At 60.1% G+C, this 13,646-nt stretch carries 13 protein-coding genes; 5 read left to right on the top strand and 8 right to left on the bottom strand.

Going from position 1 to position 13,646, the window contains the following annotated elements:
- Positions 1-15: 15 nt before the first annotated feature.
- Positions 16-948 (top strand): LysR substrate-binding domain-containing protein, encoded by a 933-nt coding sequence (locus tag P0R31_RS15925; protein ID WP_275514824.1) that lies wholly within the window; start codon positions 16-18, stop codon positions 946-948.
- A gap of 16 nt (positions 949-964) precedes the next feature.
- Here the strand turns inward: P0R31_RS15925 and P0R31_RS15920 are convergent, their stop codons facing one another.
- Positions 965-1,633, bottom strand: a complete 669-nt coding sequence (locus tag P0R31_RS15920) for a TetR/AcrR family transcriptional regulator (protein WP_275514823.1) — start codon at positions 1,631-1,633, stop codon at positions 965-967.
- Between the two features lie 308 nt (positions 1,634-1,941).
- Between P0R31_RS15920 and P0R31_RS15915 the strand changes: the two genes are divergently transcribed.
- Both P0R31_RS15915 and P0R31_RS15910 read left to right on the top strand, forming a co-directional pair.
- Positions 1,942-2,793, top strand: coding sequence for an alpha/beta fold hydrolase (locus tag P0R31_RS15915; protein ID WP_275514822.1), 852 nt, complete (start codon positions 1,942-1,944; stop codon positions 2,791-2,793).
- Between the two features lie 75 nt (positions 2,794-2,868).
- A complete protein-coding gene (locus P0R31_RS15910; protein WP_275514821.1) occupies positions 2,869-3,852 on the top strand; it encodes an NAD(P)H-binding protein in 984 nt (327 codons plus the stop codon).
- Between the two features lie 57 nt (positions 3,853-3,909).
- Here the strand turns inward: P0R31_RS15910 and P0R31_RS15905 are convergent, their stop codons facing one another.
- Both P0R31_RS15905 and P0R31_RS15900 read right to left on the bottom strand, forming a co-directional pair.
- On the bottom strand, positions 3,910-4,368 hold the full coding sequence (locus P0R31_RS15905; RefSeq protein WP_275514820.1) for a winged helix-turn-helix transcriptional regulator: 459 nt from the start codon (positions 4,366-4,368) through the stop codon (positions 3,910-3,912).
- A gap of 225 nt (positions 4,369-4,593) precedes the next feature.
- A complete protein-coding gene (locus P0R31_RS15900) occupies positions 4,594-6,291 on the bottom strand; it encodes a long-chain-fatty-acid--CoA ligase (RefSeq protein WP_275514819.1) in 1,698 nt (565 codons plus the stop codon).
- A gap of 403 nt (positions 6,292-6,694) precedes the next feature.
- Between P0R31_RS15900 and grxD the strand changes: the two genes are divergently transcribed.
- Complete coding sequence (grxD, locus tag P0R31_RS15895) at positions 6,695-7,024, top strand: Grx4 family monothiol glutaredoxin (protein ID WP_275514818.1); 330 nt, start codon at positions 6,695-6,697, stop codon at positions 7,022-7,024.
- 464 nt (positions 7,025-7,488) lie between these two features.
- Entirely contained in the window at positions 7,489-7,785 is a 297-nt protein-coding gene (locus tag P0R31_RS15890; protein WP_275514817.1) for a YciI family protein, read from the top strand.
- Positions 7,786-7,988: 203 nt separating this feature from the next.
- Here the strand turns inward: P0R31_RS15890 and P0R31_RS15885 are convergent, their stop codons facing one another.
- The 5 genes from P0R31_RS15885 to P0R31_RS15865 are packed head-to-tail and all read right to left on the bottom strand — an operon-like array spanning position 7,989 to position 13,304.
- Positions 7,989-8,996, bottom strand: a complete 1,008-nt coding sequence (locus P0R31_RS15885; protein ID WP_275514816.1) for an NAD(P)H-dependent flavin oxidoreductase — start codon at positions 8,994-8,996, stop codon at positions 7,989-7,991.
- A gap of 21 nt (positions 8,997-9,017) precedes the next feature.
- Positions 9,018-10,205 (bottom strand): acetyl-CoA C-acyltransferase, encoded by a 1,188-nt coding sequence (locus tag P0R31_RS15880; protein ID WP_275514815.1) that lies wholly within the window; start codon positions 10,203-10,205, stop codon positions 9,018-9,020.
- A 15-nt stretch (positions 10,206-10,220) separates the two neighbouring features.
- Positions 10,221-11,351 carry an acyl-CoA dehydrogenase family protein gene (locus P0R31_RS15875; protein WP_275514814.1) on the bottom strand — a complete coding sequence of 377 codons (1,131 nt, stop codon included), beginning with the start codon at positions 11,349-11,351 and terminating at the stop codon, positions 10,221-10,223.
- Between the two features lie 21 nt (positions 11,352-11,372).
- Positions 11,373-12,554: an acyl-CoA dehydrogenase family protein gene (locus P0R31_RS15870; protein ID WP_275514813.1), complete on the bottom strand. Its 1,182-nt coding sequence runs from the start codon at positions 12,552-12,554 to the stop codon at positions 11,373-11,375.
- 12 nt (positions 12,555-12,566) lie between these two features.
- Positions 12,567-13,304 carry an SDR family oxidoreductase gene (locus tag P0R31_RS15865; RefSeq protein ID WP_275514812.1) on the bottom strand — a complete coding sequence of 246 codons (738 nt, stop codon included), beginning with the start codon at positions 13,302-13,304 and terminating at the stop codon, positions 12,567-12,569.
- Positions 13,305-13,646 lie beyond the last annotated feature (342 nt).

The raw sequence follows: 13,646 nt of genomic DNA, 5'->3' as shown, positions 1-13,646 counted from the left end.
GCAGGTTCACGACAAATGTCGAATGCACCATCAGCCCTTCCTCCCCTGGCGAGCCTGCGTGCATTCGAAGCTCTCGCACGGTCAGGCAGCGTGAAGCTTGCTTCCGAAAGCCTGAATCTCACGCCGTCCGCGATCACCCATCAAATACGTACGCTCGAAGCGCACTTCGGCATTCAACTGGTCCGGCGCAGCGGCCGGAATATCGAACTCACGGAAAACGGGGCGATCTATGCCAGTGCCGTCCTGAGCGCTTTCAACGAACTATCTCGCGCAAGCGACCTCCTGGAGGATAGAAAGCGCGGCCCTATTGTTCGGGTTAGCGTAACCCCTACGTTCGCGATGCTTGCTGCGCTCCCTCACCTCGAGAGATTCCGCATCGATAATCCGGGGCTTGATTTGCGACTGGAGGCCAAGAATACACTGGCCGATTTCGAAAGAGACAATATCGACGCCGCGGTTCAGTTCGGAGAGCCGCCGTTTGGAAGCCTGACCTATCATAGACTGCTCAGGTCGCGCGCTGCCCCATGCGCGGACCCGAAGCTGCTGGAGCGCTTTGCCCCAATTCAGCACCCGGAAGACCTGACGAAGCTGCCATTGATAAAGTTCGCCACAGCGCCCGAGCTTTGGCAAAGATGGTTCGAGGAGTACGAACCGCAGGTCGCTACCAAGGAACCGGACCTCGTCGGCGACAGCCTCTTGACGGCGATACAGATGGCCAGGTCATCGATGGGCGTCGTGCTGGCGCCTTTTCCTCTGATCGCTCCACTGGTCAGCAGCGGCGCGCTGACGGTCATGGCGCAGTGGGGCTCGAAAAGCATGGCGCTAAGGGACTTCTACTTTACCTATCGAAAGGTTGACGGTTCGTCCGAGAAGATAAAAGCCGTCCACAAATGGCTAAAGGCAGTGGCCAAGGCCTTGGAGACTGATGCGAGAACGTGTGGGATCTAGAACTTGGCGGCCGCCTTCACGCCAGACGCTTGGGTTTTTCGCGCTTCTGCGGCCTTTTCGAACTCGGACGCTTGGTCCGTATCGAGAGTTTACGTGGCGCCTTCGCGATTCCGGGGACCTGCGGATCATGGCCTAGGACATACTCGCGAGCCACGCTCATTATTTCCGATGCGAACTCCGGATGATCGGCCGCCCGGGCCAGAAGCAACGCACCGACGATCTCGGATACGATGGCGATCGCTTCTCGCTTCGACGGACCATTCACGTCCTTCGACAGAACGTCGATCATCTCTCTCAGGCCATCTGAAAACGTCCTTTTGATCCCGACACCGGCCCGGGGGACCTCGGCTCCGAGCGAGGGAAGCGCGCAACCGTTCGCGATATCGTCGCGGTGTCGGTCCGCGAGGTAGTAGTCGACGATGCTCAGAAGACGTTCGCCGGGACCCGAGCGATCGGCCGCCTTCCGCCATCGCTCCACCGATCCGTCCATGGCTCTGGCGAAGGCCCTCTCGATCAGATCACGACGAGATTTGAAATGGAGATAGAAGCCGCCGTGCGTCAGACCGGCAGACTTCATGAGCCCGGCAACCTTGATGCTTTCAATTCCCCGCTCGCGAATACGAGCAGAAGCACACTCGACGATACGAGCCGACGTTCCGGCTCTATGACCCTTATCGTAGCGCATAATGTCTCGCCATCAACGAGCGATTGGCCGATCGAAATTCGCGACCAGATCCACACGCCCCTGTGGACCGTCCGCCGGTCAAACGCGACTCCGGCTCATCGTAGTGCACCCCAATACAGCCCAACACGGCAAAGCTGCTGCCACGCCTATTCAACAATGAATTACGTACCTCCGCTTCTGGATGATATTCATCATCCAGAATTTTCGAGGACCTCGCAATGACAAGGACTGCTGCGCCTTCGCCCGACCGCCCCGGTGCTCCGGTCCAGACGGGTCAGAAGTTTGAGCCGACGGAAATCCGCAAGCGGGTGGTTCGCGCCAACGGGCTGGAGTTTCCGATCCTCGAAATCGGCGATGGTCCCTTGGTGCTATGCTTGCACGGCTTTCCCGATCATGCGCAAAGCTGGGTTCACGTCTTGGGCCGCCTCGCGCAGGAGGGATATCGGGCCGTTGCTCCGGCGCTGCGTGGATTTTGGGCCGGTGGCGCTGCACCCGACGGATCCTACCGTGCCGCGGCGATCGGACAGGACGTCCTCGCCCTCATTGAAGCTTTGGGCGCCGAACAGGCCTATCTCATCGGTCACGATTTCGGAGCACGGGCCGCCTATTCCGCGGCAAGTCTCGATGCGTCGCGGATCCGCAAGCTTGTAGGGCTGGCGGTCCCCTACGGGAAAGGCTTGTCGCAGGCGTTCCTGGCCGACGGCGACCAACAGCGACGAAGCTGGTACATGTTCTTCTTTCATACGCGTTTTGCCGAACCGGCCGTTCAGCTCAACGACTTCGCCTTCCTCGATCGACTTTGGCGGGAGTGGTCGCCAGGCTACAAGATGCCGGCTTCGGATCGCATCGCACTGATCGAAACGTTCAAGCAGCCCGGAGTCGTACCCCAGACGCTCTCCTACTACAGGCAATTGTTCATCCCGCCACCCGAAGCGGAAGCGCAGGCCCTCGAAGCTCGCGCCAACGGCCCGATTGCCGTCCCAGCCCTCTATCTGCACGGGGAAGAAGACGGCTGCATGTCCGCGCGGCTCAGCGACGATATGGCTGCAGCATTCACAAAAGGCTTTGAACGCGTCGTCATGCCCGGCGTCGGCCATTTCCTGCATCTCGAGAAGCCCGAGGCGGTCTTGGGCCACATTCTGCCTTTCCTCAAGAGCTGATGGCCTCTAGGCGCGCTGCGCGGCCCGCCCCTTCCGTTCGAAGAACGTCCCAGTCACATCACCAAGGAAGCGTCGATGTCCAAATCGCCTCCCATTTTGATTACCGGCGCCGGCGGAGACGTGGGCTCCATCAGCAAAACGATAATCAATATGCTCATCGAGAAGAGCTATCCGGTGCGTGCCTTCGTACGCAAAGACGACGAGAGGGCGCAAGCTCTTCGACAGCTGGGCGCCGAGGTGTTTGTGGGAGATCTGCTCAACGTCGCTGACGTCGCCGCCGCGCTAAAAGGCTGTCGACGGGCTTACTTCAGCATGAGCTTGAACCCCTATTACACAGATGCAACGATCTTGATGGCAGCCGCCGCGCGCGCACAAGGAGGCCTCGAGGTCTTTCTCAATATTTCCGAGTTCGAGCAGTCCTATATGGACTTCACGCGGATGACGGCCCCTTATGAGGCACGGCGGAAGTGGTTGGGAGGATTAGTCACCGACTGGTCGCCGCAGCAAAGGGCCCATTGGGCCTCCGAACAGGCTCTGAATTGGTCCGGCCTGCCGGTCGTCAATATCCGGGCTACAATGTTCGTTGAGAACCCCATTCTTGCCTGGTTTCCGCTCAAGCAATTGTTAAGCGCAGGCGAGCTTCACCTACCCTTCGGCAAGAACAAGATCGCCCCGATTGCCGCCTACGACGTCGCCGAGATCTGCAGCAGTATCCTGATTGATCCTTCGGCGCACGTATCGAAAACCTACGAGCTCACCGGCCCGGAGGCGAAGGACATGCAGGGCTTTGCCGAGGATTACGCTTCGACGTTGGGACGACCCGTTTCCTACGTTCCTCAGGATCTGAACGCCTGGATCGAGGCCTACATCAATGGCGCACTGGCAACTCGCGTTCCGCACACCGCGGAGCACCTGAGGACCATCACCCGCCTCGCCGCGAGCGGGCGATATGAGGCCGTCACCGGCGAACTCGAACGACTGCTCGGACGCGCTCCGAAGAGCTTCAGATGGGCCCTGGAGCGATCGCCCCGGCTCCTCGAAGGCCGCGGTAAGGCATGATCGCGATGAAGTCCTTCTGAAGCTGCATCCAGCGCCCCTCGCACAGCGGCTCGTGGCTCAGTTCCTGGCGTCTCTTGCGCCCTTCGCCGCCGACTTGCCTGCGGATTTCACTCGTTGGACCGGACGGCGGATCAAGGCCTCGGAGGCTTGCTGCAGGTGGCGGAGGCACTGATCGTGCTGCAGGCCGGGACTCAATTTCCCGCCGAGGTGCCGCAGGCCCCATCGACCGAGAGCCAATACGATGACGCCGAGCTCGCGGCCCGGATCCGTCAAGGTATAGGCAGCTCTGGGAGGATGATCGCTGTAGAATTCGCGGCGCACGAGGCCGTGTTCCTCAAGTATCTTCAAGCGATCGGAGAGCACATTGGGAGCCATGCGGGGCAGGCGTTCCTGAAGATCCTGAAAGCGCATGGTGCCGGGAAGCAAGTCCCTGATGATGAGCAGCGTCCACCGCGCGCCGACGATGTCGAGCGTTCGGGCTACCGGACAAGTTACGTCGAGGCTCTTTCTTGCCATCCAATTGAGGTCCCAGAATCCTTATCTTGTCCAAATATAGTCAATATTCCCGGAATTGAAACTGCGCCTTTGTGCCGAGAACACGATCTGCGGGGGCTCGCGTCTCGCACGACCAGGTTCGCTCGCGCGGTCGCAGCTCCGCTCGCGGGTCAGGCGCCTGCAACAGCGACCGCCTCTATCGATCGGTTCTTCCTCTTGTGGGTCGTGGATTCTTCGCGCGTGCTGTTATGATGTCTGCGGCCCGCCGCTTACGTGCGCTTCATTCCTCAGTTCGCGGCGCAGGATCTTTCCGACATTGCTCTTTGGCAGTTCAGACCTGAACTCGATCAGCTTCGGAACCTTGTATGGTGTCAGTTGCGTCCCGGCAAATTTGACGAGTTCGTCCGACGTCAGTTGGGGGTCGGCACGAACAACGAAGACCTTCACCGCCTCGGTGGATTTCACGTCCGGCACGCCGATCGCGGCACACTCCAGGACCCCCGGGTGGCTCGAGATGACCGCTTCGACTTCGTTCGGATACACATTGAAGCCCGAAACGATGATCACGTCCTTCTTGCGGTCCACGATTCTGGTGAATCCGTCGGCCGACATGACGCCGATGTCCCCGGTTCGAAAGAACCCGTCAGGGGTCATCACCCGGGCGGTCTCATCGGGCCTGTTCCAGTAGCCGGACATCACCTGCGGCCCTTTTCCGCAGATCTCGCCGGCTTCCCCGATCGGGACCCCGTTTCCGTCGTCGTCGCGGATCGAGATATAGGTCGATGGAAGCGGCAAACCGATCGTCCCGGAGAACACCGTCATGGTCGGCAACGTGGCCGTCAGCGTCGGCGACGTCTCGGAAAGTCCGTAACCTTCGGACAGGACACAGCCCGTCACCGCGAGCCACTTGTCCGCCACAGCCTTTTGAGTCGCCATTCCTCCACCGATGGCCATCCGCAGCTGCGAAAAATCCACGTTCTTGAAGTCGGGATGGCGCAGGAGCCCATTGAACAGCGTGTTGACGGCCGGAAAACTGTGAACCTTGTATTTGCGGAGCTCCTTGACGAAGCCATCGATATCCCGCGGATTTACGATCAGAAGATTGGCGCCGCCGATCCGCACCGAGAACAAGAAGCAAACGGTAAGCGCGAAGATATGATACAGCGGCAGCGAGCAGACCGTCAGCAAAGGTTCGCCTGCGGGAACGCTGCGGAAGGCAGGCTCGCTCCAGGCATGAATTTGAAGAACGTTGGCCACCATATTGCGATGGAGCAAGGTCGCTCCTTTCGAGACGCCGGTGGTGCCTCCCGTGTATTGCAGGAAGGCAACGTCGTCCGGACCGATATCAGGTCTCCTCAGCTTCGTCTTTCGACCTGCCGACAGCGCAGCGTTGAACGAGACGGCGCCCGGGAGCGCATAGGCAGGGACCATCTTCTTTACCTTGCGCACGACAAAGTTTACGAAAAGGCCCTTCGGACCGAGCAACTCCCCCATCGAACAGACGACGATGTGCTTGACCTTCGTTCTTGGCAGCACCTTTTCCAAAGTCGCAGCAAAATTCTCGAGTATGAAGATCGCCTCCGCGCCCGAATCGTTCAACTGATGCTCGAGTTCTCGAGGCGTGTAGAGAGGATTCACGTTCACAACCGTACAGCCCGCACGCAATGCCGCCGCGCCGGCGATCGGGTTTTGGAGAACGTTCGGCATCATCACCGCAACCCGGCTCCCCTTTGCCAGGCCTTTGCTTTGCAGGTAAGCGCCGATTGCAGCCGACATCTCGTCGAGCTCGCGGTAGGTGATTGCCTTGTCCATGCAGATTGCCGCTTTGCGATCTCCAAACTTCGCAAAGCTCTCTTCGAACATTTCAATCAACGACGGAAATTGATCGGCGTCGATATCCGCAGGCACGCCGTCGGGATAATTCCCCAGCCAAAACCGTTCCACGTTAGTCCCTCCCCAATAAGGACCGCCGTTGCGGCCTCAATCTCTCCGCCGAATGCGCCACATCCAGGAAGACGAGCGGCTGGCATCCGGACACAACGCGGTCAGTCGACCCGTCGGCGGCTTCCCTGAACAGCAGGCAACGACCTGAGAAGGGCGGGTACGAACGCCCTCTCGATCGGTTCTTTAGCGCGAAAATGCTGAAATCCTAAGTTCCTTTTAAGCATTGACTTTCTATTGAAAATGAAGTGACCTCCCTTACTCGTTTTGGGAAGCCAAGCCGGCCCTGGCGAAAGATCGCGCCCGGCTGACCGCGCCACGTTGATCGCAGAACGACGTGTCCGCCAGGACCCCTTTCGTTGTGAAGCGAAATCGATTTGGACTGACAAACGGCAGGAGAACACGGATGACGATCGAGGAGTTCATAAGCAGCGAAGTCAATGAAAACGAAGTCGTGCTATTCATGAAGGGATCGCCGAGCTCGCCGGCCTGCGGATTTTCGGCGCAGGTTGTTCGAATCCTCGATCATTTGGGCGTGACGTTCAAGTCGCACGACATCTACCAGTCCGAGGAATTGCGGCAGGGAATCAAGGCGTATTCGGACTGGCCGACGATTCCGCAACTCTACGTGCGCGGCGAATTCGTTGGCGGCTGCGACATCGTCACGGAAATGTTCCAGTCGGGCGAATTGCAACAGTTGCTGTCGGAGGAGCACCAAGTCGCGCCCTCGTCCTGAGCCTGCCGCAACAACACCGAGGCCCGCCTGCTTGGCGGACCCTCGCAATTGTCACGATGGCAGCACGGCCGTCAGTTCTGGGGGCAGCTGACCACCCATACGTCGGGTATCTCACAAGAACGTAGCTCGCCTCTCACTCGCTATCGATCGCCCAGCGGCCGTCCCAGGACCACCAGCCTGCTGGGCGGCAACGTGCGAATTTAGATATGCGCCATCTCACCAAGTCGTCGGCGCCTGGGCCGTGCCTCATCGTCGGGTGTATCGCAGCGCAAACTGGCGGTCCATGTCAGTTACGGCAAGCGAAACCGACCTTGAGAATCTGATCGTCCAGTCAAATCCGAGGTTTATATGTCTTGGATAGCGACTTATAATTTGATAGTCGCGACACGACCAAGCCCCGATACGAGCAACAGTCAGCAAATCGATGGGCGTGTCACTACTGCCTCTAAGCTTGGAGTCCAGACATGAAGGCTTACCTCTGCAAGTTCATTCCGCCGCGGTCAGATTTTCTGACGACGATGACGGCCGACGAAACAAAGTGGATGAAACAGCACGGAGCGTTCTTGGACGATCTGCTCGCCAAGGGCATGATCGTCGCGCACGGCCCCGTCATGGATCCGAATGGCGGCTATGGCGTTTCGCTCTACCAGATCGCCGACGATGAGAGCATCGAAGCGATTACCTCGCAGGATCCCATCGTGAAGAACGGCGCGGGCCACTATGAGCACTATCCGATGCGTCATCTGGCGGCTCGGGCCTAAACCCCGCGTCAATCACTTTCGGGGCTAAATACCGTTCGATCCGGAATTCGTCTCTCGGATGCGCGCTCGATTGCGATGCCAGAATCGGCCGAGACGCCTCTCTTTTCAATGAGAGGCGTGGCTGACGAACATACAAGGTGTAAGGGGACAAGACGCTAAAATATCGAGCGCCCTGTCCGTTGACCCATTACTTTTCAGGAGTGTCAGGCGATTGCGCGTACCGGGACGGAACCCGTACCGTCGAGGAAGCCCGTCAAACGCTGCCGGATGATGCGTTCGGCGCCATCCATGATGCGATCGATCAACTCCTTGACGGTCGGAATATCGTTGATCAGCCCGACCACCATGCCGCAGCTCCAGGCCCCGGCATCCATGTCGCCATCCAACATCACCTTTGGGTAGACGCCGGCAACCTGGTCGAGGATATCCTCGATCTTCAGGCTCGCGCCCTTCTCGCGCTCGATCTCGATCAGCTCATTGACGCCCTTGTTTCTCAACACGCGCTCGGTGTTGCGCAGCGCGCGCATGACGAGAACGGTGTCAAGCTCGGTCGCCTTGACCAGTGCTTGCTTCACATTGTCGTGCACCGGCGCCTCCTTGGTGGCGACGAAGCGAGTGCCCATATTCATGCCCGCCGCACCCATAGAAAGAGCCGCGACGAGACTGCGCGCATCCGCCATGCCCCCGGAAGCAACGAACGGGATCTTGAGCTCATCGGCCGCACGAGGCAGCAGGATCATGTTTGGCATGTCGTCCTCGCCGGGATGACCGCCGCACTCGAAGCCATCGACACTGACCGCGTCACAGCCGATCTTCTCAGCCTTCAGCGAGTGCCGCACCGAGGTGCATTTATGGATCACCTTGATGCCGGCGGCCTTCAGCGCCGGCATGTACTCCTCCGGGCTGCGGCCGGCGGTCTCTACCGCCTTCACGCCGCCCTCCTTGATCGCCGCGATATACTCGGGATAGGGCGGTGCGGTGAAGCTGGGCAAGAAGGTGAGATTGACGCCGAACGGCTTGTCCGTCATGTCCCGACAGCGCGCGATCTCCTTGGCCAGCAGCTCGGGCGTCTTTTGGGTGAGGCCCGTAATGACGCCGAGACCGCCGGCGTTCGACACCGCGGCTGCGAGTTCGGCGAACCCGACATAGTGCATACCGCCCTGAATAATCGGATGTTCAATACCGAACAGTTCAGTGATCGCTGTCTTCACGATGATCTCCCGCAGTTCCGCTCAATGGATGATTTCGAAAAGGCCCGCCGCGCCCATGCCGCCGCCGATGCACATGGTCACGACGCCGTACTTCGCCTTTCGACGCCGTCCCTCGATCAGAAGGTGGCCTGTGAGGCGCGCGCCGGTCATGCCATAGGGGTGACCGATCGCAATCGAGCCCCCATTGACGTTGAGCTTGTTCGGGTCGATGCCGAGCTTGTCGCGGCAATAGATCACCTGAACGGCATAGGCCTCGTTGAGCTCCCAGAGATCGATGTCGTCGATCTTGAGGTTGTGGCGCTTCAGCAGGCGGGGGATCGCGACGACCGGACCAATACCCATCTCGTCCGGCTCGACGCCTGCGGCAACAAAGCCCCGGAAGATACCGAGCGGTTTCAGCCCCTTCTTGGCCGCGATCTTGTCGCTCATGATCACGCATGCCGATGCACCGTCTGAAAGCTGGCTCGCATTGCCCGCGCTGATGGTCTTGCCCTCGAACACCGGCTTGATCTTGGCGAGGCCTTCTGCGGTCGTGTCGGGACGCGGGCCTTCGTCCTTGGTGAGGGTCACCTGTTCATAGGAGACCTGCTTGGTCTCCTTGTTGACGAGCGCCATTTTCGTCGTGATCGGAACGATTTCCTCGTCGAACCGGCCGCTCTGCAGAGCAGCTCCGACGCGGCGCTGGCTCTCCAGGCTGTATTCATCCTGCTTGTCGCGGCCAATCTTATAGCGCTCGGCGACCGTTTCTGCCGTCTCGAGCATCGACATGTACATGCCCGGCTTCATGGCCATCAACTCATCGTCGACCATGTGAAACTTGTTCATGTGCTCGTTCTGCACCAGGCTGATCGACTCGATGCCGCCGCCGATCGCGATGTCCACGCCATCAAGCATCACGGAACGTGCCGCTACGGCGATCGCCTGCAGGCCCGACGCGCATTGCCGGTCGATGGTCGTTCCGGCAACAGTTACCGGCATGCCCGCACGGATCGCCCCCTTGCGGGCCACGTTCATCACCATGGTGCCTTGCTGCATCGCGCAGCCCATCACCACGTCTTCGACTTCGCCCGGCGTGATGCCGGCGCGCTTCACCGCCTCGGCCATGACGTGACCGGCCATGGTCGGCCCCTCCGTGTTGTTGAGGGATCCACGGTAGGCTTTGCCGACGGCGGTACGGGCGGTGGAAACGATTACTGCTTCAGTCGTCATATTTTGCCTCTTTTCTCACGCGGCCGCGCCAAATCGTGCATAGCGCAGGACGTGGAACGCGGGGTCGCCGAACTGGATGTTGATGGAAGAGATGCGCTTGAAATAGTGGCCAACATTGAGCTCGTCGGTCATGCCCATGCCGCCATGCAGCTGCACAGCCTGTTCGGCGACGAACTTGGCCGCATAGCCGATCTTCGTCTTGGCGCCAGAGGCGAGCCGCGAGAGGCCGGCTTCACCGTCGCTGATGCTGAGATTGAGATGTTGCATCAGGGAGAGCGCCTCCTGATGGGCGATGAACATGTCGACCATCCGATGCTGCAGCACCTGGAATGAACCGATGGTGGCGCCGAACTGCTTGCGCGTCTTCGAGTATTCCAGTGTCGCGGAGTTCAGCTCGGCCATGGCACCGACCGCTTCTGCGCAGAGCGCACCGATGGCGCGATCGCGGCACGCCTCCAGCGCTGCCACGCCCTCACCTTCCTTGCCGAGCAGTTGCCCGCGGACATTGCGCAGATTGATCTCGGCGGCGCGACGGCCGTCGATCGTCTTGAAGCTCCGCAGATCGATGCCGGTCGCGCGGCGGTCGACCACAAACAGACTGACGCCGCCGTGGTCCTTTCGGCTGCCCGAGGTGCGTGCGGAAACGACAAGGTAATCGGCCCAGGGCGCCGCAATCACCGCCGTCTTTCCGCCGCTCAGGACATAGTCCTCGCCCTCACGCCGCGCGGTGGTCGTCACGTCTGCGAGATCGAACCGGCCTCCCTTCTCCGTCCAGGCCAGCGTCCAGATTTTCTTGCCCTCGATGATGTCGGGGATGAAGCCCTGCTTCTGCGCGGCATCGCCTAGCCGTTCGATCAGGCCGCCGGCCAACACCACCGTCTCGACGAAAGGCTCGACGACAAGATGGCGCCCGAATTCATGCGCGATGATCATGGTCGACAGCGGACCGCCGCCGAGGCCACCAGCATCCTCCGCGAACGGCGCAGCCAACAGGCCGAGTTCGGCAAACGCCTCCCATTGCCTGCGGCTGAACCCTTGTTCGTCGGCGACGATCTTGCGGCGTGCCTCGAAATCATATTGATCGCGCAGCAGGCGCTGGACGCTGGATCGCAGCAGTTCCTGCTCTTCAGTAAACTGAATGTCCATCCGACCCTCTCGATACTCTGACTAGAGACCAAGCACCGCTTTTGCGATGATGTTGCGCTGAATCTCGTTCGACCCGCCGTAGATGCTGAGCTTGCGGGAATTCAGGTACTTCTCCGACGCGGTGTGCCCGTATTCAGGGCCCGGCATGAAGTGGTTGGCGCTGGTCGGCTGCTCTCGCAGCGCGAGCCCGTGATTGCCGATCGCGCGGTGGGTCAGTTCGGTGATCTTCTGGAATATCTCGGTGCCGCGAATCTTGAACAGCGATGCGGCTGGTCCAGGATCGATGCCGCGCGCCATCTGAGCCACCACACGTAGCTCGGTCGCCTCGAGCGCCAGTACGTCGAGCTCGACGAGGGCGATCTCGCGCTGGAAGTCGAGATGCGTCGGGTCGTCGGGCGGGATTTCGGCCTCGACGATTTGCTTCAGCTTGTTGATGTAGCGCGTTGACCGGCCGATGCCGGCCATGCTGGTCCGTTCGTTGCCGAGCAGGAACTTGGCGTAGGTCCAGCCCTTGTTCTCCTCGCCGATCAGGTTCTCGACCGGGACGCGAACGTTCTCGAGAAAAACGTCGTTGACCTCGTGGCTTCCGTCGATGGTGATGATCGGCCGCACGGTGACGCCCGGGGACTTCATGTCGATCAACAGGAAGGAGATGCCGGATTGTGGCTTCGCATTCGGATCGGTGCGCACCAGGCAGAAGATCCAATCCGCATGCTGAGCGAGCGTCGTCCAGGTCTTGTGGCCGTTGACGATATAGTGATCGCCGTCGCGCACGGCCTTGGTGCGGACGGTTGCCAAATCCGAGCCGGAGCCCGGCTCCGAATAACCCTGGCACCACCAGTCCTCGCCCGACAGAATACGCGGAAGAAACTTCTTCTTCTGGGCCTCGTTACCGAACGTGTAGATGACAGGCCCAACCATTGTGACGCTGAATGCCAAGGGCGGCAGCGTGCCGGCGCGGCTGGTCTCTTGTTCGAAGACGAACCGGCGCGTAATCGACCAGCCGGGCCCGCCGTACTCCTTAGGCCAGAGAGGCGCGATCCAGCCCTTTTTGTGCAGAATGCGATGCCAAAGCAGCGATTGCTCCTTGGTCAGGTCGGTCTCCGGATTCGGGACGCGCATTTCCGTAGGGTAGTTTTCCGCGATGAAGGATCGCACTTCGTCGCGAAATGCGGCATCCTCTGGAGAAAGCGCCAGCTCCATACTATTTGCTCCTCACCACTTCTCGCCGAAGGGACGAATCTCCAGCTCGAACGTCCATGCGCTTTTCGGCTGCTGGTAGAGTTGCCAATAGGATGCAGCAACGGAGGACGGTGGCATCAACGCATCCGGATCATCCAGCGCGTTTGGCCCGAGAGCCTCCAGCCGCCGCTGCCGAACCCATTCGGTATCCACACCGGAATCAATGATCAGATGCGCGACGTGGATATTCTTCGGGCCAAGCTCGCGGGCCATCGCTTGCGCGACCGCGCGAAGACCGAATTTGGCGCTTGCAAACGCGGCATAACCGCTGCCGCCGCGGAGGGAGGCGGTCGCCCCGGTAAAGAAGATATTGCCGCCCCCACGCGGCAGCATTAGCCGGGCCGCCTCACGGCCGGCCAGAAAGCCGGAATAGCAGGCCATTTCCCAGACCTTGCGGAAAACGCGTTCAGTGGTTTCGAGAATCGGGAAGTTGACGTTCGCACCGATGTTGAAGATGCAGACTTCCAGCGGCGCATGCTTGTCTGCATCATTCAGGAAGGAGACGATCTCGTCTTCCTTGCGAGCGTCGAGCGAACGGGCGTGAACCTCTCCGCCGGCTGCCTCGATGTCCTTGACGAGTGGAGCAAGCTTTTCGCCGTTACGACGGCCGGCGAAGACCGTGAAGCCTTCTGCGGCAAACTTCTTGGCGATCTCGCCGCCGATGAAATCGCCGGCGCCGATGACAGCCGCAGTTGCGTTTCTTTTCTGCACGGGCGTGCTCCCTGTGAGGTTATACGTCGCTTGCGAACTGTTCTGCCACGGAACCCGTCGGACGACGTCGTCGACGGGCTCTCGGCATCATGGAAAGTACATAGCGTTCTTTTTTAGAACTCGTCAATTGATATTTGACGTCCGTGCTTCGAGGTCGCAAGGCGAACGACGCTCCGACCTCAAACTGAACCCTCGATGGAGCCTGACTGCCGGGTACGGCAGAAGATGCGCTCCCCCGATCCAAGGACAGCTCATTCAAAGTGAGCTCGCTCGCGGCACAAAGTCGAAGGACATCAGCGCTGTCCTTTATCCGGGCCGCGATTGCGCCTGCCTGCTAGATCC

This window comes from Bradyrhizobium yuanmingense, assembly GCF_029167105.1.
Lineage (GTDB): Bacteria > Pseudomonadota > Alphaproteobacteria > Rhizobiales > Xanthobacteraceae > Bradyrhizobium > Bradyrhizobium yuanmingense_A.
The sequence above is the reverse complement of the archived record's forward strand: the minus strand, read 5'-3'. Positions and strand labels throughout refer to the sequence as shown.